Source organism: Mesorhizobium sp. LjNodule214, assembly GCF_964252735.1.
Lineage (GTDB): Bacteria > Pseudomonadota > Alphaproteobacteria > Rhizobiales > Rhizobiaceae > Mesorhizobium.
In genome coordinates this window covers 597115-621286 of record NZ_CAXUPE020000002.1, presented here as the reverse complement: position 1 = coordinate 621286, position 24172 = coordinate 597115, and the positions used below count along the sequence as shown (strand labels likewise).

The following is a 24172-nucleotide window of genomic DNA, read 5'->3' as shown; positions in this document are numbered from 1 at the left end:
TCAATCGTTCATGAATGCCGCGAAGGCGTCCTTGTGATCCGGGTGCCAGCGCGACAGAGCGGGGCGGTTTTCGATGATGTCGCCGATCGCCCAGGCCATGCGCTTTTCATCCGTCGGCCGCGCGACTTCGTTGTCGGGACAGAGGATGTAAAAGTCGCCGCGCTTGAGCGATGCCAGCATGAAATCGATGACCTGCTCGCCGGTCCAGGCGCCGGCCGGTTTTTCCACCGCGCCTTCGGTCAGGCCGGTAAAAGTAAAGCCGGGGATGAGCAGATGGGCCGAGAGCTTGGCGCCCGACTCATTGCGCAAGGCATGCGCGACGCCCTCGGTGAAAGTCTTCAGGCCTGATTTGGAGACGTTGTAGGCGAGGTTGCCGGGCGGCGTGGTTATGCCCTGTTTGGAGCCGGTGTTGACGATCAGGCCAGGCTTGCCCGATGCCAGCATGGTCGGCGCAAATGCCTCGACGCCATGGACGACGCCCCAGAAATTGATGTCGAGCAGCCGCTTCCAGGCATCGCGGTTTTCCCAGGGTTTTCCCGGATTGTCGCCGACGCCGGCATTGTTCATCAACAGCGACACGCCGCCGAAGACATCGAGCGCCTTCTGCGCCAGCCGGTCGACCTCGTCCGCCTTCGCGACGTCGGTGGCGACGGCGAGCACGGCATCCGCGCCGGCGATCGCGGCAACCGCGCGGGCGGCAGCGTCGAGGCGAGCGCCGCCGATGTCGGCCAGCACGATCTTCATGCCCATCGACGCCAGCCGCTTGGCCGCGGCAAGGCCGATGCCGCTGGCACTGCCGGTGATGACGGCGACATTGCCGGAGGCGAGGGCGGGCAAAGCGGTTTGGATTTCGGCGTCGCTGGTCATGATTTTGTCCTTGTTCGGGGTTGCGCCGAACTTAGCGTCCGATGCGGCCCAGGCAAGCCTTTTGCGGCGTCTTCGGGTTGACCACATCGGCACGCGCTGCGCATGTTGCGCGAACTGAGGAAGGATTTGCCGATTGACCGACTGGATCGAGATCCTGAAGGAGCAGACCGCCACCGGCGACCAGATGGGCCGCGAAGTGCCGCAGATGCTTGCCAATCCCGACATCAGCGAGGCGCAGGTGAAGACGCTGTTTTCGGCGCTGGAAAAACAGGCCGAGTTCGTCGAAAAACTGCGCATGGCGCTGGAAAAATTCGGCCATGATTTCCCGATCATCAAGGCGGCCGAACGGCTGGAGGAGCGCTATGCCGATCTTGCCGCGTCGGTCGCCGAAAAGCTGAAGGCGATGCGAAAATAGCGGCGGCTATTTTTCGATCAGCCTTTCGAAGCGCCTGTCCGGCACGAACCAGATCACCGCCACCGCCACGTAGATGGCGACGCCGATCCATTGATTGACGAAGGTAAGCAGCACGCCGGCGATGTAGAGCGCCAGCGAGATCTTGCCCTTGCTGTCGTGGCCGACTGCTTTTGCGAAGGTCGTATCGGCGCCGTGCAGGTGGCGCAGCTTGATGACGAGAATGGTGTAGGCGACCGCACAAAGCGCAAGGTCGAGGCCATAGACGGCGACAGGCACCGGCGCGAAGTGGTTCTCGCCCATGAACGCCGTCGTCACCGGCATCAGCGACAGCCAGAACAGAAGGTTGAGATTGGCCCACAGCACAAGGCCATCGACGCGCTGCACGGTGTGGAACATGTTGTGCAGGTTGTTCCAGTAGATGCCGACATTGATGAAGGACAGCACATAGCTGAAGAAGACAGGCCACAAAGGCGCCAGGACGGAGAAATCCTCGCCATGCGGCACCTTCAGCTCCAGCACCATGATGGTGATGATGATGGCGACGACGCCATCGGTGAACGCTTCGACTCGTCCCTTGCCCATGATTCCTCCCCTGCAGACTGGCGGAAGTTACGAGAGGATTTGGCCGAGCGCCATACTGCCAAAATTGTCAGGAGCGCGTTCGGCAACCGGAACGGCCATCCCCAAATAGGCGTTAGGCGAGTATCCCCCAAAAAGCAAAAGTAGAGGTCGAAATGACCATCGACGCTGAAACCATGACGAGAGACAACGAACTCGGCGGTGGCGCTGCAATCGCCGCTGTCGCTGCAATGATCGCGGTGCTTTTCGCTGGCAGCACGGCACTGACGCCGCTTTACGTCATCTACAAGCAAGCCTTCGGTTTCTCGCAGATCACGCTGACGCTGGTTTACGCCGTCTATGTGGTCGGCAATCTCGGAGCACTGCTGATGTTCGGACGATTGTCCGACGTCATTGGCCGCCGTCCTGCCGCGCTGGCGTCAATGGCGATTGCGGTGGTCAGCGCATCGTTGTTTTTGTTCGCCGAGAATGTCGCCTGGCTCGATGTGGCCCGGATCCTGAGCGGCCTCGGCGTAGGCATCGGCGCAGGAACCGGCACTGCCTGGCTCGCCGAGATGGTCGAAAGCGAGGACAAGTCGCGCGCCGCCATCATTGCTACCAGCACCAATTTCGTCGGGCTCGGGCTTGGCGCGCTGGTATCGGGCTTGCTGGCCGAATACGCACCCTGGCCACTGCGGCTGACATTCGCCGTCTATCTCGCCGTGCTTGTCGTGGTCTCGGCGCTGATCTGGCGCACGCGCGAGACCGTGGCGCGGCCGGGTCGGCTGGCCGATGTTTCGATGCGGCCTCGACTTTCCATCCCTGGTGATTTCCGCGCGGCTTTCGTGGCGCCCGCCGTGACCGGCTTCGGCGCCATGGCGTTGGTCGGCTTCTACGCGGCGTTGGCGCCTAGTATCCTGGCGCAGCAACTGCATGTGACCAGCCACGCGGAAGCCGGCGCGCTGTTCTTCGAATTGTCGATCGTGACCGCCGCGACCATTGTGGCGACGGCGCGGCTGCCGAGCCGCGCCAGCATGCTGGCGGCCCTGGTGCTGATGGTGCCGACGGTTGTGCTGGTGGTGGCGGCGCAGATACTTGCTTCCATGGCTGTGATGATCGCCGGAACCGCCCTGTGCGGCGTGGCGGCAGCGCTCGGCTATCGGGGCGGCCTGCAAGTGGTGAACCAGATCGCGCCGGCCGACCGTCGCGCCGAAGTGGTGTCGGCCTTCTTCGTCTGCTGCTTCTGCGGCAACGCATTGCCGGTCATCGGCATCGGCCTTCTGTCAAGCTGGACAAGTTCCACGACGGCAAGCCTCGCCTTCGCAGGCATGATCACCCTCTTCTCATTGGTGGCGTTGGGGTTTGGCGCAAAATACGCACGCTGAGCATCAACCGTTCGGCGTCTCTGGTGCCATGTTTGCGCGCTGGCGCGGCACGCCGAGGCCGGTGTCCGGCGGTTCGCCAGCGGCCGGCCTGTTCTCGATCATGTGCATGGTGCGCCAGCCGCCGAAGCGGTAATAGGCGGCGGCGAGCGCCAGCGAGGTGATCGAGCCGGCCGGAAAGCTCCACCACAGCGCTTCCTCGCCGATCACGCTTCGGAAGAAGTAGGCAAAGCCGGTGCGCACGATCAGCACCGAGATCACCAGGATGATCAGCGGCGGCATCACCGCACCGGTGGCGCGCACGGTGGCGAACAGCACGATGGTGACGCCGAAAAGGATGAACGACCAGGACGCGACATTGTTGATGTGGGCGGCGATGTCGATGGCCGCGCTGTCGGTGCTGAGGAACAGGCCGAGGATCGAGCGGTCGAACAGGAACAGCAGGTAGACCAGCGCGCCGGTCAGCACGAGGTTGAAGCCGACGCCGGAGGCGGCGATCCGGCCGATGCGATCCCAGCGCCCGGCGCCGACATTTTGCGCCGCCATCGAAGACACGGCGGCGCCGATGGCCAAAGCCGGCATCTGGATATAGGTCCAGAGCTGCGCGGCGATACCGTAGGCGGCGGCAACCCGCGAGCCGTATGAATTGACGATGCCCATCACTGTCAGCGCGGCGGCCGAGATAACGATCATCTGCAGGCCCATCGGCACGCCCTTGAAGACGACGATCCTGAGCAGCGCCGGATCCGGCCGTAGCAAAGCGAGGTTGGCGCCGGCGAGTCTCAGCGGATGCTTGCGGGCATAGAGCACGACGAGGATGGCGATCACGCTCACCGTCTGGCCGATCAGCGTCGCCGTGGCCGAGCCGGCGATGCCGAGTTCGGGGAGGGGGCCGATGCCGCGGATGAGCAGCGGGTTCAAGACGATGTCGAGCACGACGGCCAGCACCATGAAGAAGAACGGCGTGCGCGAATCGCCGGCGCCGCGCAGCACCGTAATGACGAAGGACAAGAGGTTCATCATCGGCACGGCAACGAAGATGATGCGCAGGTAGGATCGGGCGAGCGGCAGGGCGTCGGCCGGCGTGCCCAGCGTGTTGAGGATAGCGTCGACCCAGATCCAGCCGCAGACAGCTAACAGCACCGAGACGAGGAAGAAGAAGGTGGCGCTGGTGCCGACAATGCGCCGCGCTTCAGGCAGGTCGCGGGCGCCGACCGATTGCGCGACCAGGATGGTCGCCGCCATGCCGATGCCGAACACGGTGCCGAGGATCAGGAACAGCACCAGATTGGCATTGGAGGTGGCGGTCAGCGCCGCTTCGCCGAGGAAGCGGCCGACCCAGACGGCGTTGATCGAGCCGTTGAGCGATTGCAGCACGTTGGAGCCGAGCACCGGCAGGGCGAACAAGAGCAGCGTGCGCGGGATCGGGCCGCTGGTGAGATCGGCAGGGCGCCGGCGCGTGGGTATTTTTTCGTCCATGGCTGGCAACTCGGCGAAGGCATATCAGGGGCCGGTCCGCGACGATTGCCGATTCAACGGGACAGGTCGATGGGGCGCCGGAAAAGGTTGGCCTAAGGTCTTCTGGCGTGCCTCGATCTAATCATGTTCTCAAAGCTTCCGGAATGGGATACTGATCCTTGTGGCGTGGGGCCGCATCCTTACCAGACGTTATGGATAAGCCGGGGGGGTCATGTCCGAAAGTCCGCAGTTTTTTGAGTGCCTGAACCGGCGCTCGTTTCTCGGTGCATCCGCTTTGGGCGCGGCCTCCGTGGCTCTTTCGGCGTGCACCACGACGGACGTGGTCACGCCGCCAGTGCCAGCGGCGCCGCCGCCGAGCGACTCGGCTTTCGGCGCTGCCACAAACATGTATGCGGCGCGCGTCGACGAGGGCTATCAACTGCCGGCGATCCCGGTGGCCAAGCTCGATCCGAAGTTCGTGCGCCAGATCGTGCCCGACCCGACCGGAGAAAAACCCGGCACGATCGTCGTCGATACCTCCGAGCATTTTCTCTATCTGGTGCGCGATGGCGGCACGGCGATCCGCTACGGCGTCAGCCTCGGCAAGGCCGGTTTCGGATGGACCGGCAGTGCCGTGGTTCAGGCGAGGAAGAAGTGGCCGGTCTGGACGCCGCCGCCGGAAATGATCCAGCGCCGACCGGAACTGGCGAAATACAAGGACGGCATGCCGCCTGGCCCGCAGAGCCCGCTGGGCGCGCGTGCGCTGTATCTGTTCCGCGACGGCAAGGACACGATGTACCGGCTGCACGGCACGCCGGAGTGGGATTCCATCGGCAAGAACGCCTCGTCCGGCTGTGTGCGCTTCATGAACCAGGACATCATCGACCTCTACAGCCGGGTCAACGGCGTCGCGCAGGTCTACGTGCGCCCGAACCTGTCGGCCGCCGGGAAGATGACGGCAGTGTCGAACAGGACGGCCGAGCCGATCGATGCCGGTGTGCCAAGGGACGCGGAGATATTGAAGTAGGTGCCTTCACAGCATTGCCGACGTCGACAAACGACTTGAAGGCGGACGCGCTGATCGCGTCCGCCTTCAAGGATGCAGCTAGTTCGTGGCGAGGTTCGGCAGCGTGACCTGATAAACCAGGAACATGGTGTCGACGTCGGCGCCGTCCTCGGCCTTGTAGGGCGCGCCGACCTGGAAGCCGTCCTGGGTCATGAAGTCGTTGTCGTTGGCGACGAACAGGAAATAGTCGTCGGGCAGCTTTGGATCGAGAACGCTGACCAGCGACATCGCCTCCCACTTTTCCGAGAGGTTGTTCTTGTCGTTGGGCTTGCCATTGTGCAGGCCGAAGCGGCCGAGCTCGGCCTTGTCGTTCAGGTCGATGAACGGCGTCAGCTTGGCCGGCGTCACCGACGGGTCGAGCACGCCCTTGGGCGCCACCGGCTTGTCGGCGGCGTCGAACGGGCCGCCGGCGATGTCGGTTGCCGCCGAAAGATCGACGACATTGATCCTGCGCAGAAGCGACTCATCGCCCTTCACGCCCTGGCCGTTGCCGCTGTCGCGCGTCAGCATCAGGAAGGTCTTGTCCGACAGCGCGACGATCTCGCTCTGCGCCGCCACCTTGGTCTTGTCCTTGGCGTCCTTGAACACCGGCAGCGGCACGATGTATTCGTGCGCCAGCTTGAGGTGGGCGAGGTCGGAGGCGTCATAGACCAGCGCCCTGGTGTTCTGGCGCGTCGAACCGGAATCGCCGCCATCCTGGCGCGGCGCGGACTGCAGCACGGCGATCAGGAACTTGCCGTCCGGCGTCATCGCCATGCCTTCGAGGCCCTGGTTGTTCTGGCGGCCGGTCTCGGGATCCTTCGGATCGGGCTCGGCGGCACCAGGGCCGGGATTGTCCGAGGCGAAATTCGGCGCGCCGTGACGCATCGGCACGAGTGCGGCGGGCGGCTGCGTCGCCGATAGCAGATGGCCGTCGGCCGAGAAGCGGTAGATGTTCGGGCCGTATTCGTCGGAGATGAACATGGTGCCGTCGGGCAGGTGCACGATCGCTTCATTGTCCAGCGCCAGCTTGCCATTGTCGGCCTGCGGCAGGATCGGCATGTCGCCGGCGGCGGGACGCACGCCGTTAAGCGGGTCGAGGCCGGTGGCATCGGCGCCCTTGTCGTCGGTCAGCAGCATCGAGTCGGCGAGCGTCGCCTTGACGCCGGACTGTTCCTGGCCGGCGGCAGGTGCCGCGCCGGGTGCGGTCGGGGCAAGCTCGATGGAAATGGTGTTGAGGCGTGGCCGGTAGTCGGTGGTGCCGACGACGTTGTAGCCGCGGTCCGGCAGCAGCCAGAGCGAACCCTTGTAGCCGGTCGCGTCATGGGTCCAGCCCTTGACGTCGATCGACATGCCGGAGCCGGAGCCGAAGGTCTCGCCGAACTTGTCCTTCAGGTTGGCCGGCATGCGGCCGACGCCGACCAAGCCCTTGTTGACATAGGCGACGCCTTCGGCGAGCGCCGGCGTCAAGGCGGTGAACAGAGCGAGTGCCGCGCCGAGCGCGACGGTTCGGTTGAGATGTTTCATGGATATCCCCTTGTGACAAAGCAGCCCGGAGCAGGCGTCGCATCGGCGCCAGCACCTTTCCGCCAAGCGGTCTAGGACGCGAACATGATACTTGCGTGACAGGGCGGGGGCGCGCCTCTTCCTTCTCGCACAGAAGAAAGAGGCGTCCAGTTAGTCACTCTCCCGCGCAATCAACTCCAGCGGCCAGACCTCGCGCATGATGCGTGGGCCTTCCTCACCGGCGAAGGCGGGGAGCGAGGCCAGCAGCATTTCGGCCAGCCTTTGTCCCATCGGCTCCAGCGACGGGCGGAAGCCGGTCAGCGCCGGTGAGAAATAGCGGCAGAGCGGGGTGTCGACGATGACGATCACGGCGATGTCGTGGCCGGGCCTGATGCCCATCTCGGCCATCGCCTTGCAGCCGCCGAGCGCCATGGCGTCATTGTTGAAGATGATGGCGGTGGGCCGGTCCTTTGCGAGCATCACGCGCGGCGTCACCGAATAGCCGCCGGCCTCGTTGATGAAGCCGTCGGCGATCAGGTTGGGATCGACCTCGATGCCGTGCCGGCGCAAGGCCTTGCGGTAGCCGGCGAGGAACAAATGGCCGAAATTGAGGTCGAGGGACGGGCGGATGGCGGCGATGCGGCGGTGGCCGCGCGCGACCAGCCGGTCGACGGCATCGGCGCCGGCCTTTTCGAAGTCGAGGTCGAGCGAGGGATAGGCCGTGCCGCCGGAGCGGCTGCGCCCGAGCGTGGCGAACGGGAAGCCGGCCTCGGTCAGATAGTCGATGCGCTCGTCCTCACGCCGCGTCCAGGCCAGCACCACCGCGTCGGCACGGCGTGTCTCGACGACGCGGCGCAGACGCTCCTGCTGATAGTCGCCCGGCGCGCCCATCACCACGATGAGGTCGAGGCCGCTCTCGGCGAGCCTGGCCTGCAGGCCGGTGAGGAACGGAATGAAGAAGGGCTCGCCATACTGCTGGTCGCCCGGATGCGGCTGCAGCATGAAGGCAATCGAATGAGTCGAGCCGCGGCGCAGACTGCGGCCGGACTGGTTCGGCGAATAGTTCAGCTTCTTGGCCGCTTCGAGCACGCGCTGGCGCGTGTCGGCATTGACGTCGGCGCGGCCGTTGAGTGCTCGCGACACGGTGCCGATCGAAATGTTCAGGTGACGTGCAAGGTCGTGGATGCTGGACGCCAAAGACTTTCTCCCCCGACCTTCGCTAGCATTGGCCGGTGCTGAGGCCAAGGCGATAAGACTATTTTCGCGAGCGGCCAATTGACATTCTACTCCATCGGGTGTGTTGTCGTAAACGTTTACGGAAAAACGTTTACGGTGATGTCGTGGATGCCGTGGCTTCGGTCAGGAGGGACCGAACGGGAGGAGGAGCGCTGGATGATGAATGTCGTCCTCGTCGGCTGTGGCGCGATGAGCAAGCACTGGCTCGATGCCGTAGGGCAGATCGACGGGCTCGCGATTGTCGGCCTTGTCGATCTCGACGCCGAGCGGGCGAAGGCGAGGGCGCGCGAGTACGAACTCACCGGTGCCGTCATCGGGATCAGCCTCGACGCTGTGCTCGATCAGACCAGGCCCGACGCGGTGTTCGACGTCGTGGTACCCGCTGCCCGGCGCGAGGTTGCGCTATCCGCCTTTGCGCATAATTGCCATCTCTTGACCGAAAAGCCGCTGGCCGACAGCCCGGAGAATGCGCGCGCCATCGTCGAGGCCGCGCGCCGCGCTGGGCGTGTCCATGCCGTCGTGCAGAACCGTCGCTATGTCGCCAATGTCAGGCGCATCAGGCGCTTTCTGGACTCTGGCGCCATTGGGGCCGCGACCAGCATCCACGCCGACTTTTTCGTCGCACCGCATTTCGGCGGCTTTCGCGAGGAGATGGCGCATGTCCTGCTTTTAGACATGGCGATCCACACATTCGACGCCGCCCGCTACATGGTCGGCGGCGAGCCGGCCAGTGTCTTTTGCCAGGAATGGGAGCCGGCCAATTCCTGGTACCGGCAGGGGTCGTCGGCCAATGCCGTCTTCGACCTCGGCGGCGGCAAGGTCTTTACCTATGCCGGTTCCTGGTGCGCCGCAGGTTTCCGCACCAGTTGGGAGGGCAGCTGGCGCATCGTCGCCGAGCACGGCAGCCTGCTCTGGGACGGTCACGACGCGCTGACGGCGGAACTTGTGCTGCCTGTCCGCGACGGCCTTTTCGACAAAACCGAGCCGGTTGAAGTGCCGCCGCTCGACCCCGCTGACCGCGTCGACGGCCATCTCGGCATCATCAGGGATTTCATGCACGCCATTGAGACCGGCACCGAGCCGGAAACGCGGGGCGCAGACAACATCAAGAGCCTGGCCATGGTCTTCGGCGCGATAGAAAGCGCCGAAACCGGAGGCCGCGTGGCAATCACACAGGAAGCACAATGATGCCAAACCCGCTTCTCGACATCCGCATCGGCACCATGGTGCGGGCCAATCTCGACGACCCCGCGGCCTACATCAGAGAGATCCTGCCACTCGGTTTCGAGAGCATCCAGCCGTTCTTCTGGCAGACGCTGGGCGGCAAGGATCTGCCGCGGCTGGCCGGCCAGATCCGCGAGGCGATCGGCGAGGCCGACGCCACCGTGTCCTCGATCGGCGTGTTCGGCAATCCGCTGGAGAGCGGCGATGTCGATCTCGGTGTGCTGAAGGCCTGGGAAACGGTCATTGACAATGCGCATCTGTTCGGCACTTCCACGGTCAGCGGCTTCACCGGCCGCCTCCGCGGCAAGCCGCTGACGGACAGCCTGCCGCGCTACCGCGAAGTGTGGGGGCCGCTGGCCAAGCGTGCCGCCGACAAGGGCGTGCGCATCGCTTTCGAGAATTGCGCCATGGATGGCAACTGGGCTAGCGGCGACTGGAACATCGCCCACAATCCGGATGCCTGGGAGTTGATGTTCAACGAATTGCCAGACGACAATCTCGGCCTCGAATGGGAGCCCTGCCACCAGCTCGTCTATCTCATCGATCCGATGCCGCAGATCCGCAAATGGGCGCCGCGCATTTTCCATGTCCACGGCAAGGACGCGACGGTGCGCTGGGACGTGATCCGCGAGCATGGCGTGTTCGGCCGCCTGCCGTTCGTGCAGATGCGCACGCCGGGCTTCGGCGACAGCGACTGGACCAGGGTAATCAGCGAATTGCGGCTGGCCGGGTACAAGGGCGCCATCGACATCGAGGGCTGGCACGACCCGGTCTATCGCGGCGATCTGGAGATCACCGGGCAGGTCCGCGCGCTGGAATACCTCCAGCAATGCAGGGGAGGTGTCAGCTACCTGCCAAATCCAATGTGAGGATTGGTCGGCGGGAGGAGCCGGCCGGCCAGGAACTGCGGCGCCAAGCCGAAGCCATCGTCGAAAACCCCTCGGCTTGCGAGGGACCAAAAGGGAGGAACGTGCATGAGCATCGCGATGAGAACGACACTTCTGCGCTCGACCGTTGTGGCTGCCGCCACGGCGCTCGCCGCTGCAATCTCGACCTTGCCCGCGCAGGCGCTCGACGCCAAATGGTGCAAGGACGTCCACATCCGCTTCTTCGTCGGCGGCGCCGAGGGCGACGCTTTCGGCACCATCGTCTACAATGGCGCCAAGCAGGCCGAGGCCGATCTCGGGCCGAAGGTCGACTACATCTTCTCCGGCTGGGACGTCGAAAAGATGGTGCAGCAATTGCGCGAAGCGGTCGCGGTCAAGCCTGGTGGTATCGCCATGATGGGTCATCCGGGCGACGCCGCCATCATGCCGCTCGCCGAACAGGCGCATAAGGATGGCATCAAGATGATGTATCAGAACGTGCCGGTGCCGACGGTGACGGCGGCGTTCGGCGGCGGCTATGTCGGCGCCCAGCAGGAGCAGCAGGGCCGTGCGCTCGGCGCCGAGGCGTTCAAACTGGCCGGGCTGAAGGCCGGCGACAAGGCGATCATGATCGGCCCGTTCGAAAACGAGAGTCGGGGCGCACGCGAGCGTGGGACAGTCGCCGCACTGAAAGAGGCCGGCATCGAGGTCGTTCAAATCAATTCTCAAACCGAGTGGGCAGCCGATCCGAATCTCGCGATCCCGGTGATCACCGCCGCGCTGCTCAACAATCCCGCTGTCAAGGCCGTCGGTTATCCCGGCGGGCAGATGCTGGGCAACGTGCCGACATACATGCAGGCCGCAGGAAGGAAGCCCGGCGACATCTTCAACTTCGGCTTCGACACCAGCCCGCAGATCGTCGAGGCCTTCAAGGGCGGCTGGGTGCAACTGACGGCCGACCAGCAGCCGTTCCTGCAAGGCTATCTGCCGATCCTCAGCCTCTGCCAGCAAGTGGTGCTGGGCCTGGCGCCGATGAATGTCGACACCGGTGCCGGCTTCGTCACGCCGCAGAACTACGAGATCGTCTCCGAGCTCGCCAAGCAGGCGCTGCGCTGACCCGTAACCTCGGCATGCCGGTCGGATAGGCCCGACCGGCAGCCGGAACCAAGCGAGGACCGCCATGGCCGAACGCATCATCGAACTGCGCGACATCAGCAAATCCTACGGCCAGGTCTATGCGCTTGGTGGGGTCAATCTTAGCGTCGACCGCGGCGAGGTGGTCGGCCTGATCGGCGACAACGGCGCCGGCAAGTCGACGCTGATCAAGATCCTGTCCGGCGTGGTCAAGCCGACCAGCGGCGAAATCCTCGTCCGCGGCAAGCCGGTGACCGGATGGAGTGCCGCGCGCTCGCGCGACGCCGGCATCGAAACGGTGTTCCAGGACCGGGCACTGGCCGTGCAGCAGACCATCGTGCGCAACATCTTCATGGGCCGCGAACTCACCGGCTTTCTCGGTTGGCTGAAGGTCAACAAGGAGATCGAGGAGGCGAGCCGGCTGATGCGCGAGATCGGCTTCACCTCGAAAGTATTCACGCCGCATTCGATCGTCGGCCAGCTTTCGGGCGGCGAGCGCCAGGGTGTGGCGATCGCGCGCGCCATCTACAAGCAGGCGGAGCTGATCATCCTCGACGAGCCGACAACGGCGCTGTCGCTGACCGAAACCGCCAAGGTGTTTCACTTCGTGCGCCAGGTGCGGGCCAGCGGCCGCTCGATCCTGTTCATCGGCCACAACATCCATCATGTCTTCGACATCGCCGACCGTTTCGTGGTGCTCGATCGCGGCAAGGTGGCGCTGACCGCCGATCGCAGTGAGGTCAAGTCGGCCGAGGATCTGATCAACTTCATGGAAGACGTGGCACACCCAGGCGGGCTGGCGGGGCTGCATGACGCCGGCGAAACGGAGCAGCGAGTGCGATGAGCAAGACCATGGAACCCGATCTGCAGAATCCTCTCGGCCTGTCTCGCGGCGAACCGGCACGGACGGAGTGGAAGCACCCATCCGATCACTGGCTGCGCGGTTTCGTTCTCGACAACCGCGCCTCGCTCGGCACGCTCGGCGTGTTCATCGTCATGATGGCGGTGTTCATGATCGCCAACCCGACAGTCTTCACCACCTGGCACCTCTACAGGTCGGTGCTCACCACGCTGCCGGTGGCGCTGTTCGTGGTGGTGCCGCTGGTCTTCGTCGTCACCTGCGGCGAGATCGACCTGTCGTTTCCGGCGACGATGGGGTTTGCCTCCTGGGTCTTCGCCCTAGTGGTGCAGGCCGGCTACGATCCGTTCCTCGGCATTGCCGCCGCTATCGTTACCGGCACGCTGCTCGGCTTCCTGGTCGGGTCGCTGGTCGTCTATGGCGGGCTGTCGTCGCTGATCGCCACGCTCGGCATGAATTTCCTGCTGCGCGGCCTGATCCAGATCATCAACGAGGGCAAGTCGATGGCGCTGACCGGCCTGGCCGACAGCTGGGCCTACACGATCTTCTCCAGCCAGCTCTACGGCATCCCGGTGCAGATCTTCTGGGCCATCGCCTTCGTCGTGCTGTCGGCGATGCTCTACAACCGCCACCGCTTCGGCACGCAGGTGAGGGTGGTCGGCGACAACCCGGACAGCGCCCAGCAGATGGGCATCGACGTCAAGCGCGTGCGGGTGAAAGTGTTTGTCTTCGTCGGTATTGGGGCGGCGATCGCCGGCACGTTTTCGGTGATGATCAACTTCACCTGGTGGCCGACGGCAGGCGACGGCTATCTCTTGCCGGTGCTGGCCTCGGTGTTCGTCGGCGGCACGCCGACCTGGGGCGGCATCGGCACGGTGGTCGGCGGTGCGATCGGCGCTGTCACCGTGTCGTTCATCCAGACCGGCGTGGTGGCGGCGGGGTTGAGCGGCTTCTACGTGCAGTTCTTCAACGGGCTGATCATCATCCTGTCGCTGCTCGGCCACAAATGGAACCAGGCGCGCTATCGGTGAGCAAAACTCTGTAGCTCTGCGATTGCCAGGGATATCAGGGCCATACGGCTTGGTTGAAGAATTCCTTGCGCTCGTCTTCATCGAACAGGACGGCGAACCGACCAAGGTTGAACTGGCTTTTGCCCATTGCGATCACGGCGATGATGCATGAGACGAGCAACGACTCTTCGGCTGCATCAAGTTCCCGGAGACCGATCTGAACGAGGTGTCGCCATGCCTGCTGGTAGGGTTCTTGGAGATCGGCCGTCAGGACAGGGTTTTTCCCGATCTGCCGCGCCTCCTCAATCATCGCGACTAGAGCCTTTCACGTTTTGACGGAAGCGTATCCGGCGTTTGCGAAGTAGTTCTTGCATTCGCCGGGTTCGATGGTGGCGACGAGGTGGCCGATGTGGCGCCAAGTGTCCTCGACGGTGCGCTTCTGGGCTTGGCGCATCCAGTGTTTGATCTTGGCGAAGGCCTGCTCGATCGGATTGAGGTCCGGGGAGTAGGGCGGCAGGTACCAGAGCCTGGCGCCGGCAGCCTTGATCATCTGCCTGATGGCCGCCGACTTATGACTTCCGAGATTATCCACGACGACGATGTCACCGGGCCTCAGCACGGTGACAAGCTGCTGCTCGACATAAGCACGGAAGCATTGGCCGTTGATTGGTCCGTCGAAGACGCAAGGTGCCGCGAGCCGATCGCAGCGCAACGCGCCGAGGAAGGTCAGCGTGCGCCAGTGGCCGTGCGGAGCCAAGCCGCGCAGCCGCTTGCCCTTCGGCCCCCAACCTCGCAGCGGAGCCATGTTGGTCTTGATCCACGTCTCGTCGATGAAGACCAGACGCGCCGGATCGAGGCGACCCTGCCACGACCTCCAGCGCTGGCGGCGACGAGCAATGTCGGCACGGGCCTGCTCAAGGTCTAGTGCATATGTGTTCCAGTCAGGAACGCCTCGCTGCTCATGGATCCGGACCAAATGAGGGACGGCGGCGTAGGATGCCTCTCCGACGTCCCCTTGGTGATAGAGTTCGGTGGCCAATTCTTGCCAAGCGGCCTCGACGTCCTCTTCCAGTTCGAGAGACCGAAGCGCCTTTCGCGGATCATAGGGGACGCGATACCCGCCCAGGAAGAGCGTCCACCTTTCGTCATCAAGGTCCATGCCGGCGAAGCGGATAGGGCTAGTCATTGCGTGCCTTGATCAGGGCTGGATTACTCACACCGCCGCGACGAACCCGTCCAGCACGCGTTTCTGGCCGGCCTTGTCGAAGTCGATGGTCAGCTTGTTGCCGTCGATGGCCGAAATGTTGCCATTGCCGAATTTCTGGTGGAAGACGCGGTCGCCGAGCTTGAAGGCCGACGGGGTGTCGGCGACGGATTTGGCGACCAGTTCGCCGTCGATGGTGCGGCCTTTGACCGAGGTGCGGCCGGCGCCGTAGCCGCTATCGGTCTCGCCATAGCCAATGCGCTCGACCTGATGGCCGGAGCGCGAGCCCCAGTTGCGGTCGGTCGCCTCGGTGCGGTTGGCTTGCGCGCGCTGCCAGCCCGGCGTCGCATAGGTGTTGGAAAAACTCCCCGTCTTTTCCTCGCCGATGTTGTCGAAGCGCGAGGCACCGTAAGGGTTCTGTCTTCCTGCTCCCTGGCCGCCCCGTCCCGAGGCGAACGAGCCGCCGCCATAGGAATTGCCGTAGCCGCCGTAGGAGCTGCCGCTTTCGGCGACGTCGACATGGGCATCCGGCAGTTCCTCGAGGAAGCGGGACGGGATGGTCGATTGCCACAGGCCGTGGATGCGGCGGTTGGAGACGAACCAGAGGTGCAGGTTCTTCTTGGCGCGGGTCAGGCCGACATAGGCCAGCCGGCGCTCTTCCTCCAGCCCGGAGCGGCCGCCTTCATCCAGCGCGCGCTGGTGCGGGAACAGGCCTTCCTCCCAGCCGGGGAGAAACACGGTCTCGAATTCGAGTCCCTTGGCCGAGTGCAGCGTCATGATGTTGACGGCGTCGAGCTCGGCATTCTGCTCGGCGTCCATGACCAGCGCGACATGTTCGAGGAAGGAGCGCAGCGATTCATACTCCTCCATGGAGCGGATCAGCTCCTTGAGGTTTTCCAGCCGGCCCGGCGCTTCCGCCGAGCGGTCGTTCTTCCACATATCGGTGTAGCCGCTCTCCTCGAGAATGGTCTCGGCGAGTTCGGTGTGCGGCGTGGTTTCCAGCGCCTTCTGCCAGCGCTCGAAATTGGCGGCGACCTCGCGCAGTGCGGCGCGCGGCTTCGGCTTCAGTTCGTCGCTCTCGGCGAGCTTGGCGGCGGCCTCCAGCATCGGGATGCGTAGAGCGCGCGCCGTGTCGTGGATCTGGCGGATGGTGGCTTCGCCGAGGCCGCGCTTCGGCACGTTGACGATGCGCTCGAAAGCGAGGTCGTCGGCGCCTTGCGCGACGACGCGGAAGAAGGCCATGGCGTCACGGATTTCCAGCCGTTCGTAGAAGCGTGGGCCGCCGATGACGCGGTAGTTGAGACCGAGCGTGACGAAGCGGTCCTCGAATTCGCGCATCTGGAAGGAGGCGCGGACAAGAATGGCCATGTCGTTCAGCTTATGCCGATTCCCTTGCTTGTCGGGGCGCTGGTAGGCCTCGATGGTCTCACCGACGGCGCGGGCTTCTTCCTCGGAATCCCAGGCGGCATGGACATGCACCTTGTCGTCCTCGGGCTCGTCGCGGTCGGTGAACAGCGTCTTGCCGAAGCGGCCCTCATTGTGGGCGATGAGATGCGAGGCGGCACCGAGTATGTGCGCGGTCGAGCGATAGTTGCGCTCCAGCCGGATGATGGTCGCGCCAGGAAAATCCTTGTCGAAGCGCAGGATGTTGTCGACCTCGGCGCCACGCCAGCCATAGATGGATTGGTCGTCGTCGCCGACGCAGCAGATGTTTACTCTGTTGTCGCTCACGGGCTGTTCCGCGCCAGCCGGCGCGGGCCCTCCGCGGGGGCCTCGCAAAGGCTCGGACGCCCGGTTGGGCTTGCGGCCTGCGGCCGAAGCCTCCCATTCATAGGCGTGCTCTAGCGGCTCCTCTTCAGGAGCTGGTGGCCTGTAGTGGCCCGCTTCTGTCCTATCGACAGCCGCTGATTTGGGCGCACCGGGATGGCGACCGCCTGGAGAGCCGCTTCTTGGAGATTCGGGCCGTTGCGCCAGAAGCCGCAGCCACATGTATTGGGCGGTGTTGGTGTCCTGGTACTCGTCGACGAGGATGTATTTGAAGCGCTTGTGGTATTCCTTCAGCACGTCCGGATAGGCGCGGAAGATGCGGATCGGGTGGCACAAGAGATCGCCGAAGTCGCAGGCGTTCAGCGTCTGCAGCCGCTCCTGATAGGCCCTGTAGAGTTCGCGGCCCTTGCCGTTGGCGAAGCTGCGGGCATCGCCTTCGGGGATGTCGGCGGGGCCCTGCCCCTTGTTTTTCCAGCCGTCGATCATTTGGGCGAACTGCTTGGCCGGCCAGCGCTTGTCGTCCAATCCCTCGGCCTGGATGATTTGCTTGATCAGGCGCACGACATCGTCGGTGTCGAGGATGGTGAAATCGGATTTGAGCCCGGCGAGTTCCGCATGGCGGCGCAGCAGCTTGACGCCGATCGAGTGGAAGGTGCCGAGCCACGGCATGCCCTCGACATTGCCTTCGCCGATCAGGATGCCGATGCGCTGCTTCATCTCGCGCGCGGCCTTGTTGGTGAAGGTGACGGCAAGGATCTGTGAGGGGAAGGCCTTGCCGGTGGCAAGGATGTGGGCGATGCGGGTGGTCAGCACCCGGGTCTTGCCGGTGCCGGCCCCGGCCAGCACCAGAACCGGGCCTTCGGTGGTTTCCACCGCCAGCCGCTGCTCGGGGTTCAACCCCTTCAGATAGTCGGGCGCGCTGTTCTGACCGCTGCGGGCGGCCATGGCGCGCGCGGCGATGCCCGACGAGGCCGCGGGCCGCGCATTCGGTTCGTCAAAAAAGGGCATGTCTTCCGAAAAGCCGGACATTGCCCCCGAATGTAGTGATTCGGCAGCGAAAGGCCAGAAGTGTCTCCGTTTTGTTCTGGTTTGGAGGCGCAATTGCCGGGAGCCGTGCGAATATTGTCGCCCGGCGCCCGACAATCCGCACAAGGGCGCCCTTGCGGCCTACTTGGCGGCAACCCGCATCCGCTCGCTGATCTTGTCCGCCACATAACCGGCATCGCGTGCTGCGCCGTGGATCATGGTGGAAGACGTCGAGTGCTGGAAATGCAGGCCGCAGACATAGAGGCCGGGTTCGCCGTCCACGGCGCCGCGATACTGCTTCACCCGGCCGGTGTCGTCGAAGATCGGCAGCTTGATCCAATCCAGCCCGGCCCGGAAACCGGTGCACCAGATGACGTTCGAAACGTCGAGAAGCTGGCCGTCGTCGAGCATCGGCTTGCCGTCACGGACGCCGGCGACGCGGGAGACCCGGCGGACGCCGGCGGCATCCAGATCTTGCGGCTTGACCCGGATCAGCGGCAGGCCATGCGACAGCTGCTGCGGCTTGGCCCTACGGCCCATCGGCGTGTCGACCGTGAGCAGCCGATGGAAAACGATGCGGAGGACGACCGGCAGCACCAGACGCACGGCGAAATAGCCATTGTAGGCGACCGGGATGTGGCCCGGATGTCGGCCGGCCAGCCAGACCTGGTGCGTGGGCGCGAGATCCATGGCGATTTCCGCACCGGAATTGCTGGCACCAACCAGCAGCACGCTGCCCGGATTGAGCTGCCCAGGGTTCTTGTAGACGCCCGAGTGAAATTGCCGGATCGACGGATCGAGCGACGCCGCGAAATCCGGGATCTTCGGCTTCTGGTAGCTCGAGGCCGCGGCCACGACATGCCCGGCGACGTACCGGGTCTGGCCGGCAGTGACGACGTAGCGATCGCCGGAACGAGTCACCTCGTCGACCTTGACGCCAGTGCGTACCGGTAAGGAAAACTTCCTGGCGTAGGCTTCCAGGTAATCCGCCATTTCGTCCTTGGTCGGGAAGGAATAGCGGGCGGCGGGGAAGGGCATGCCGGCCAGCCCGTCAAAGCGTGCCGGCGTGAACAGGCGCAGCGAATCCCAGCGCGAACGCCAGATGTCGCCGACACGTTCGCGTGCCTCCAGGATGACGAACTTCACGCCCTTGCGGGCCAGATGGTAGCCGACGGACAGGCCGTTCTGGCCGGCGCCGATGACGACGACATCGACATGCTCTTCCCTGAGCGCGGGCCGCCTCTCGTCGCCCGATGGCGCTTGGCTGCCCGCTGCCTGCAGGGTGCCAGCCTCCAGTTGCATGAACGCCGCGCCTTGTTCCAGCAATGCGCCGGCGCGCACCCTGGTCTCGGTGATGCCGACGCGGCGGCCCTGCGGGTTCAGTGCGGGGCTTGAGGTCGGACGAGGTGTCGAAATCTGGTTCATGATCGCTCCATGCGGTTTTCGTCAGCCATGGAGCGAAAATAGCGATCCGGCGCGGCGGCGCTTCGGGGAGACACCCCACGACGGAAAAGAGGCGGCATGGGGATTTTCCCCCATGCCCACGTCGCATCGTCGTGCACGCGATCTTTCGGATGTCAGAGCAACCCGTTCTGGAAGGCGTAGGCTGTCGCGGCAGCGCGTGAATTGACCGCCAGCTTGTCGAAGATGTTGCTGACATGCCGGTCGACGGTCTTTTCGCTGAGACCGAGGTCTGTGGCGATCAGCCTGTTTGTCTTGCCGGTAGCGACAAGGCCGAGGACCTCGATCTCGCGCCGCGTCAGGCCATGCGAAGGTGAAGTTGTCGGTCGGATCAGCAGATCGACGCGGGCGAGGTCGGGCGCGGCGCCAAGTGCGGCGAAAATCGACTTGGCGGCCTCGAATTCCAGCTCGGCTCCGTCCTCGTCGCCAAGCATGCGGCAGGCTTGGCCGGCCAGCACGCGCAGACGCGCCTCAAGATAGGGAGCGCCGGCACGCTGCCAGGTCGTCAGCGCGGCGCGGAAGTGGCCAAGCGCGGCCGCGGCGTCACCTCCAGCCATTTCGATCTGGCCTCTCGCTTGCGAGGCCATCGCGACGAGGATCTCGGTAGCGAAGCAGCCGGCGATCGCCTCCAGCTCTGCGCAGGCTTCGCGCGCCTCGTCGACAGCGCCCGCGGCCATCGTGATCTCGACCAGTGCCGGCAGCAGACGGGCACGGCCGAGCGGAGCCTTGGTCGTGGCCAGCACACGGCGAATGGTTGCCGCCGCCTGTTCAGAGCGGCCCTGCATGAGGCGCAGCAGCGCCATGCCGGGCTGCGGCTCGAGTCCGAGCCGGCTGGCGGTGCGGTAGAGGTCCTCGGCGGCGGCGAACTCGCCGCGCAGCCGATGGATTTCGGCCTCCTGGTAAGCCGCCCCAGCTGCCGCTTCGTTGCTGGTGGTGTGGGCCAGCGACAGTGTCGCGCGGCGTGCCTCTGCGATGGACTCCTGCCAGGCGCCGTTCAACTCCATGATCTCGGCCCGATGCAACAGGCAGACGCCGTTGAACTGAACCAGTTGCGGCTGGGTTCCGCACCAGTTCGACAGCGCCTCGGTCCATTCGCGTGAACGCTCGAACGCATAGACCTGCCGGCATGCGGCGATGAGGTTGCAGTAGATGAGGCCGGTGACAATGGGTGACAGCTTGCCGTCGGCAGCCGGCAGCATGGCCTCGTCGAGCGAGGCGATGCCTTCCTCGACCCGGCCCTGCCGCACCAGCGCGCGGCCGAGATAGCATCTGGCGAAGGCGATCAGGTCGATGTCGCAACAGCGTTCGCCGATCGCCAGCGCCTGCCGCGCGAGCGTCTCCGATGCCGGGTCGTTGCCGGTCATGATTTCCTTTTGGGCCGCCAGCAGCATCAGATAGCCATGCGCCGCGCATTCGCGGCCAAAGCCATCCGCCAGGCGCTGCGCCTGCTGGATAATGGCGGTTGCGTGGCCTTCCTCGCCCAACGTCAGAAGCCGGAAGCCACGGAAGAACGCCCAATACGCCGCCTGGTCGTCACGGCCGGCTTCGATGTGCATGTTGAAGAGACGCTCGCCGGCGGCGAAGATATCCTGATCGCGGTCCAGCATGCCGGCCGTCCAGAGCAGCCGTTCGAGGTCTTCCACGCCGAGAGGCGTGATCTCGTCGGTCGCCCGCAGCAGCTCGAATGCATCCGCCCATGCCCGCTGTCCATAGGCATGGCGGGCCCGTTCGAGCAACGTGGCGGCATCGGCTTTCATAGGCAAGCATAGCATTGCCCGATAACCGGCAGAAGAATGGCAACCGGCATCCCGGTCATTTCGACGTGAGCAGCAACAGGACCGAAGCACATGCCAGAACGATGCCCGCGGTACCAAAACATACTGTCCTGCTAATTTGACACCTCGCGCGGCCGGGCGGAAAACTGCGGCGGCGAGATGAAACAGAATCGAAAGCGGGCTGCGTTTCCATTTCGTGACGGCGGTTTCCGGCCGCTCGCCTGCTGCGCTTGAAGGAGTGTCGTTATGGCAACCGTCCTCACCGCCGTGGTTCTTGCTCTCATCGGTCTGGTACTTGGCGGCGGCGGCATCTGGTTGGCGTCGCTCGGCGGCAGTTGGTACTACGTCATCACCGGTCTCGGCTTCCTGATCACCGCCTGGCTGCTCTACAGGCGCAAATCCATCGCGCTTTGGCTCTACGCGGCGATCGTCATCGGCACGCTGTGCTGGGCGGTCTGGGAAATCGGCTTCGACTGGTGGGAGCTCGGGCCGCGCGGCGGCATCATCGTGCTTCTGGCGCTATGGCTGCTGACACCCTGGGCGAGGCGAGGGCTCACCGGCCCCGACGGGCGGGCGCCGCTGATCCTGGCGGTGCTGGCCTCGCTTGCGGTGGCCGGCTATTCGATGACCGCCGATCCAAAGGACATCGCCGGTCAACTCAGCGCCGACAAGGTGACGCCGACGGCCGACCTTGGCGGCAATGTGCCTGAAGGCGAGTGGCACTTTTATGGCCGCACGCTCTATGGCCAGCGCTATTCGCCGCTCGACCAGATCACTCCGGACAATGTCGCTTCGCTGCAGCCGGCCTGGACCTACCGCACCGGCGACATAAAGGGGCCCGACGACATCGGCGAGACGACCTATCAGGTGACGCCGCTGAAAATCGGCGATGCGCTCTATGTCTGCACGCCGCACAATTTCGCCATCGCCATCGATGCCGCGACCGGCAAGGAGAAATGGCGCTACGATCCCAAGATCAAGCTGGACAAGGACCGCCAGCACCAGACCTGCCGCGGCGTGTCCTATTATGCCGACGCCAAGATCGCCGCCGGCCAGCCCTGCGCGGCGCGCGTCTACCTGCCGACCTCCGATGCGCGGCTGATCGCACTCGACGCCGCCAACGGCCAGGTCTGCCCGTCCTTTGCCGAAGGCGGCACGCTGAACCTGCTGACCGGCATGCCCTATCCCAAGTCGGGCTATTACTACTCGACCTCGGCGCCGCTGATATCGGGTGGCAAGATCATCGTCGGCGGCGCGGTCAACGACAATTATTCGACGGAGGAGCCATCCGGCGTCATCCGCGCCTTCGACGTCGACACAGGCGCTCTGCTGTGGAACTGGGATTCAGGCAATCCGGACCAGACGACGCCGCTGCCAACTGGCCAGACCTACACCAACAACTCGCCCAACATGTGGTCGACGCCGAGCGCCGACGAGAAGCTTGGCCTGCTCTATGTGCCGCTCGGCAACCAGACGCCGGACCAGCTCGGCATGGGCCGAAGCGCCAATGTCGAAAAATTCTCCTCCTCGATCACCGCGCTCGATCTCAACACCGGGCAATTGCGCTGGGTGCGGCAGACCGTGCATCACGACCTCTGGGACATGGATGTTCCGGCACAGCCGACGCTGGTCGATATCACCACGCCCAGTGGCGTCGTGCTGGCGCTGGTCGGGCCGACCAAGCAAGGCGACCTCTATGTACTCGACCGGCGCAGCGGCGAACCGATCGTTCCGGTCAAGGAAGTGCCGGCGCCGGGCGGCGCCATCGAGGGCGACCACGCATCGCCGACGCAGCCGGAATCGGATCTCTCCTTCAACCCGAAGCCGCTGACCGGTGCCGACATGTGGGGCATCACCATGTTCGACCAGCTGGCCTGCCGCATCGAATTGCAGGGCTTGCGCTATGAAGGCCGCTATACGCCGCCCTCCGTGCAGGGTTCGCTGATCTACCCCGGCAATTTCGGTACCTTCAACTGGGGCGGCGTCGCGGTCGATCCGGTACGCCAGGTGATGTTCGGCATGCCGACCTATCTGGCGTTCAAGTCGCAGCTCATTCCGCGCGACCAGGTGCCGCCGCCGGACGAAGGGCGCGGCAGCGAGCAAGGGCTCAACCGCAACGAGGGCGCGCCCTATGCGGTGGTGATGGGACCGTTCCTGTCGCCACTCGGCATTCCATGTCAGGCGCCGCCCTGGGGTTATGTGGCGGGCGTCGATCTCCGAACCGGCGAGATCGTTTACAAGCACCGCAACGGCACCGTCTACGACATGACGCCGCTGCCCTTGCCGTTCAAGGTCGGCGTGCCCGGCATTGGCGGGCCGATGATCACCGCCGGTGGCGTCGCTTTTCTGGGGGCCGCAGTCGACGACTATCTGCGCGCCTATGATCTGACATCAGGCAAGCAACTCTGGAAAGCCAGGCTGCCGGCCGGCGGCCAGTCGACGCCGATGACCTATACGGTCGCCGATGGGCGCCAGTTCGTGGTCATCGTTGCCGGCGGCCACGGCTCGGTCGGCACCAAGCCGGGTGATTATGTGATGGCCTATACACTCCCGAAATAGACGCTCGGACCGCGCTTGCGCGCCTCAAGGCTTTCGTGCCGAAACCAGCAGATAGGATTTTGAGACCGCACCGAAATATCCTGCGATGAGCCGGCAGACGGCGGCGCTGGCAAGCCTGGTGGTGAAGCTCATGGCGCCTTTGCGGTATTCCGACCCTGGCCATGCGACGAGGCTGCGGCGGAAGCCGCCGAGGCACTGATCGGTAGCGTCCTCGACGGCGATATCGGTGAAACCCAAGGCGTCGAACTGCGCCTTGTAGGACGGAATGTCGGCGACGAGATTGGCTTTTGGCACGCCGAGGCGGTCGGAAATTCCGGACGCGAGCCTCCGGAACAGGATGTCGGACAGGACAAGCGCGCCGCCGGGCTTGAGCACGCGATGGGCCTCCGCAAGGAAGGCCGCGCGGGTGTCGAAATGGAAAGCCGCCTCGACGCAGATCACCGCATCGAAGCTCTCGTCGGCAAAGTCGAGCGTGACGGCATCCATCTGCAGCACCGTCGCGCCTGGAGCATTTTGGCGGGCTGTCGCGACTTGAGCGGCCGAGATGTTGATGGCGGTGACCGCCTGCGGCGGATAGGAGAGCAGCAAATGCCTGGTCGAGGCGCCGAGCCCGCAGGCGACGTCCAGGATGGCGCCGCCCTTGCCTGGCAGCCGCGCCAGCAGCGTGTCGACCAACGCTTCGCTGGCCTCGCGCTGCGATGCCGCGCCGGTCGCCCAATAGCCGAAATTGTAGAAGCCGCTTCCGCCATAGTAGCGGCGCTGCTTGCTGCTTTTCATGACCCGGTCATAGATGCGGACCATGTTTTGCTGCGCGGTCATC

Annotated in this window: 19 protein-coding genes and 1 pseudogene; 9 read left to right on the top strand and 11 right to left on the bottom strand. The window is 64.7% G+C overall.

All coding sequences use genetic code 11. The features are described from left to right. Positions 1-867: an SDR family NAD(P)-dependent oxidoreductase gene (locus ACSQ3Z_RS16960; protein ID WP_436172468.1), complete on the bottom strand. Its 867-nt coding sequence runs from the start codon at positions 865-867 to the stop codon at positions 1-3. A gap of 133 nt (positions 868-1000) precedes the next feature. Between ACSQ3Z_RS16960 and ACSQ3Z_RS16955 the strand changes: the two genes are divergently transcribed. Then, on the top strand, positions 1001-1282 hold the full coding sequence (locus ACSQ3Z_RS16955; protein ID WP_192180865.1) for a hypothetical protein: 282 nt from the start codon (positions 1001-1003) through the stop codon (positions 1280-1282). A 6-nt stretch (positions 1283-1288) separates the two neighbouring features. Here the strand turns inward: ACSQ3Z_RS16955 and ACSQ3Z_RS16950 are convergent, their stop codons facing one another. After that, the gene (locus ACSQ3Z_RS16950) at positions 1289-1864 is read right to left on the bottom strand and encodes a TMEM175 family protein (RefSeq protein ID WP_436172467.1); all 576 of its coding nucleotides are present in this window, start codon (positions 1862-1864) and stop codon (positions 1289-1291) included. A gap of 152 nt (positions 1865-2016) precedes the next feature. Here ACSQ3Z_RS16950 and ACSQ3Z_RS16945 point away from each other — a divergent pair, with 152 nt between their 5' ends. Next, positions 2017-3225, top strand: coding sequence for an MFS transporter (locus ACSQ3Z_RS16945; RefSeq protein ID WP_436172466.1), 1209 nt, complete (start codon positions 2017-2019; stop codon positions 3223-3225). A 3-nt stretch (positions 3226-3228) separates the two neighbouring features. Here the strand turns inward: ACSQ3Z_RS16945 and ACSQ3Z_RS16940 are convergent, their stop codons facing one another. Next, positions 3229-4701 carry an MATE family efflux transporter gene (locus ACSQ3Z_RS16940; RefSeq protein WP_436172465.1) on the bottom strand — a complete coding sequence of 491 codons (1473 nt, stop codon included), beginning with the start codon at positions 4699-4701 and terminating at the stop codon, positions 3229-3231. A 211-nt stretch (positions 4702-4912) separates the two neighbouring features. Here ACSQ3Z_RS16940 and ACSQ3Z_RS16935 point away from each other — a divergent pair, with 211 nt between their 5' ends. After that, positions 4913-5707 carry a L,D-transpeptidase gene (locus ACSQ3Z_RS16935; RefSeq protein ID WP_436172464.1) on the top strand — a complete coding sequence of 265 codons (795 nt, stop codon included), beginning with the start codon at positions 4913-4915 and terminating at the stop codon, positions 5705-5707. A 78-nt stretch (positions 5708-5785) separates the two neighbouring features. Here the strand turns inward: ACSQ3Z_RS16935 and ACSQ3Z_RS16930 are convergent, their stop codons facing one another. Both ACSQ3Z_RS16930 and ACSQ3Z_RS16925 read right to left on the bottom strand, forming a co-directional pair. Beyond that, positions 5786-7252, bottom strand: coding sequence for an esterase-like activity of phytase family protein (locus tag ACSQ3Z_RS16930; RefSeq protein WP_436172463.1), 1467 nt, complete (start codon positions 7250-7252; stop codon positions 5786-5788). A gap of 150 nt (positions 7253-7402) precedes the next feature. Then, complete coding sequence (locus ACSQ3Z_RS16925) at positions 7403-8428, bottom strand: LacI family DNA-binding transcriptional regulator (protein WP_436172462.1); 1026 nt, start codon at positions 8426-8428, stop codon at positions 7403-7405. A gap of 195 nt (positions 8429-8623) precedes the next feature. Here ACSQ3Z_RS16925 and ACSQ3Z_RS16920 point away from each other — a divergent pair, with 195 nt between their 5' ends. The 5 genes from ACSQ3Z_RS16920 (at position 8624) to ACSQ3Z_RS16900 (ending at position 13581) form a co-directional block, all read left to right on the top strand. Then, entirely contained in the window at positions 8624-9655 is a 1032-nt protein-coding gene (locus ACSQ3Z_RS16920) for a Gfo/Idh/MocA family protein (protein ID WP_436172461.1), read from the top strand. After that, positions 9652-10560: a sugar phosphate isomerase/epimerase family protein gene (locus ACSQ3Z_RS16915; RefSeq protein ID WP_436172460.1), complete on the top strand. Its 909-nt coding sequence runs from the start codon at positions 9652-9654 to the stop codon at positions 10558-10560. Before ACSQ3Z_RS16920 ends, ACSQ3Z_RS16915 begins: the two co-directional genes overlap by 4 nt. Before the next feature lie 105 nt (positions 10561-10665). Next, positions 10666-11673 carry a substrate-binding domain-containing protein gene (locus tag ACSQ3Z_RS16910; protein ID WP_436172459.1) on the top strand — a complete coding sequence of 336 codons (1008 nt, stop codon included), beginning with the start codon at positions 10666-10668 and terminating at the stop codon, positions 11671-11673. Between the two features lie 64 nt (positions 11674-11737). Then, the gene (locus ACSQ3Z_RS16905) at positions 11738-12535 is read left to right on the top strand and encodes an ATP-binding cassette domain-containing protein (protein WP_436172458.1); all 798 of its coding nucleotides are present in this window, start codon (positions 11738-11740) and stop codon (positions 12533-12535) included. Continuing rightward, positions 12532-13581, top strand: a complete 1050-nt coding sequence (locus ACSQ3Z_RS16900; protein WP_436172457.1) for an ABC transporter permease — start codon at positions 12532-12534, stop codon at positions 13579-13581. The genes ACSQ3Z_RS16905 and ACSQ3Z_RS16900 overlap by 4 nt, the downstream gene beginning before the upstream one ends. Positions 13582-13615: 34 nt before the next feature. On the opposite strand, the gene ACSQ3Z_RS16895 is transcribed toward ACSQ3Z_RS16900, so the two are convergent. The 5 genes and pseudogenes from ACSQ3Z_RS16895 to ACSQ3Z_RS16875 form a co-directional block, all read right to left on the bottom strand. Further along, on the bottom strand, positions 13616-13870 hold the full coding sequence (locus tag ACSQ3Z_RS16895; RefSeq protein WP_436172456.1) for a hypothetical protein: 255 nt from the start codon (positions 13868-13870) through the stop codon (positions 13616-13618). Positions 13871-13885: 15 nt separating this feature from the next. Continuing rightward, positions 13886-14482: pseudogene (locus ACSQ3Z_RS16890) on the bottom strand (IS630 family transposase); the annotation flags it as partial. 291 nt (positions 14483-14773) lie between these two features. After that, positions 14774-17560: an ATP-dependent helicase gene (locus ACSQ3Z_RS16885; protein WP_436172455.1), complete on the bottom strand. Its 2787-nt coding sequence runs from the start codon at positions 17558-17560 to the stop codon at positions 14774-14776. A gap of 138 nt (positions 17561-17698) precedes the next feature. Beyond that, positions 17699-18982: a flavin-containing monooxygenase gene (locus tag ACSQ3Z_RS16880; protein ID WP_436172454.1), complete on the bottom strand. Its 1284-nt coding sequence runs from the start codon at positions 18980-18982 to the stop codon at positions 17699-17701. A gap of 152 nt (positions 18983-19134) precedes the next feature. Continuing rightward, the gene (locus tag ACSQ3Z_RS16875; RefSeq protein ID WP_436173921.1) at positions 19135-20775 is read right to left on the bottom strand and encodes a LuxR C-terminal-related transcriptional regulator; all 1641 of its coding nucleotides are present in this window, start codon (positions 20773-20775) and stop codon (positions 19135-19137) included. A gap of 264 nt (positions 20776-21039) precedes the next feature. Between ACSQ3Z_RS16875 and ACSQ3Z_RS16870 the strand changes: the two genes are divergently transcribed. Further along, on the top strand, positions 21040-23352 hold the full coding sequence (locus ACSQ3Z_RS16870; RefSeq protein WP_436172453.1) for a glucose/quinate/shikimate family membrane-bound PQQ-dependent dehydrogenase: 2313 nt from the start codon (positions 21040-21042) through the stop codon (positions 23350-23352). A gap of 24 nt (positions 23353-23376) precedes the next feature. Here ACSQ3Z_RS16870 and ACSQ3Z_RS16865 read toward each other — a convergent pair whose 3' ends face one another. Further along, entirely contained in the window at positions 23377-24171 is a 795-nt protein-coding gene (locus ACSQ3Z_RS16865; protein ID WP_436172452.1) for a methyltransferase domain-containing protein, read from the bottom strand. Between the last annotated feature and the right edge of the window lies 1 nt (position 24172).

Excerpts from the sequence above, each read along its gene's own strand:
- ACSQ3Z_RS16950 (WP_436172467.1), bottom strand. The coding sequence starts at position 1,864 with ATGGGCAAGGGACGAGTCGAAGCGTTCACCGATGGCGTCGTCGCCATC.
- ACSQ3Z_RS16935 (WP_436172464.1), top strand. The coding sequence starts at position 4,913 with ATGTCCGAAAGTCCGCAGTTTTTTGAGTGCCTGAACCGGCGCTCGTTT.
- ACSQ3Z_RS16900 (WP_436172457.1), top strand. The coding sequence starts at position 12,532 with ATGAGCAAGACCATGGAACCCGATCTGCAGAATCCTCTCGGCCTGTCT.
- ACSQ3Z_RS16910 (WP_436172459.1), top strand. The coding sequence starts at position 10,666 with ATGAGCATCGCGATGAGAACGACACTTCTGCGCTCGACCGTTGTGGCT.
- ACSQ3Z_RS16905 (WP_436172458.1), top strand. The coding sequence starts at position 11,738 with ATGGCCGAACGCATCATCGAACTGCGCGACATCAGCAAATCCTACGGC.
- ACSQ3Z_RS16885 (WP_436172455.1), bottom strand. The coding sequence starts at position 17,560 with ATGTCCGGCTTTTCGGAAGACATGCCCTTTTTTGACGAACCGAATGCG.
- ACSQ3Z_RS16895 (WP_436172456.1), bottom strand. The coding sequence starts at position 13,870 with ATGATTGAGGAGGCGCGGCAGATCGGGAAAAACCCTGTCCTGACGGCC.
- ACSQ3Z_RS16960 (WP_436172468.1), bottom strand. The coding sequence starts at position 867 with ATGACCAGCGACGCCGAAATCCAAACCGCTTTGCCCGCCCTCGCCTCC.
- ACSQ3Z_RS16940 (WP_436172465.1), bottom strand. The coding sequence starts at position 4,701 with ATGGACGAAAAAATACCCACGCGCCGGCGCCCTGCCGATCTCACCAGC.
- ACSQ3Z_RS16945 (WP_436172466.1), top strand. The coding sequence starts at position 2,017 with ATGACCATCGACGCTGAAACCATGACGAGAGACAACGAACTCGGCGGT.
- ACSQ3Z_RS16870 (WP_436172453.1), top strand. The coding sequence starts at position 21,040 with ATGGCAACCGTCCTCACCGCCGTGGTTCTTGCTCTCATCGGTCTGGTA.
- ACSQ3Z_RS16915 (WP_436172460.1), top strand. The coding sequence starts at position 9,652 with ATGATGCCAAACCCGCTTCTCGACATCCGCATCGGCACCATGGTGCGG.
- ACSQ3Z_RS16865 (WP_436172452.1), bottom strand. The coding sequence starts at position 24,171 with ATGACCGCGCAGCAAAACATGGTCCGCATCTATGACCGGGTCATGAAA.
- ACSQ3Z_RS16920 (WP_436172461.1), top strand. The coding sequence starts at position 8,624 with ATGATGAATGTCGTCCTCGTCGGCTGTGGCGCGATGAGCAAGCACTGG.
- ACSQ3Z_RS16930 (WP_436172463.1), bottom strand. The coding sequence starts at position 7,252 with ATGAAACATCTCAACCGAACCGTCGCGCTCGGCGCGGCACTCGCTCTG.
- ACSQ3Z_RS16875 (WP_436173921.1), bottom strand. The coding sequence starts at position 20,775 with ATGAAAGCCGATGCCGCCACGTTGCTCGAACGGGCCCGCCATGCCTAT.
- ACSQ3Z_RS16880 (WP_436172454.1), bottom strand. The coding sequence starts at position 18,982 with ATGAACCAGATTTCGACACCTCGTCCGACCTCAAGCCCCGCACTGAAC.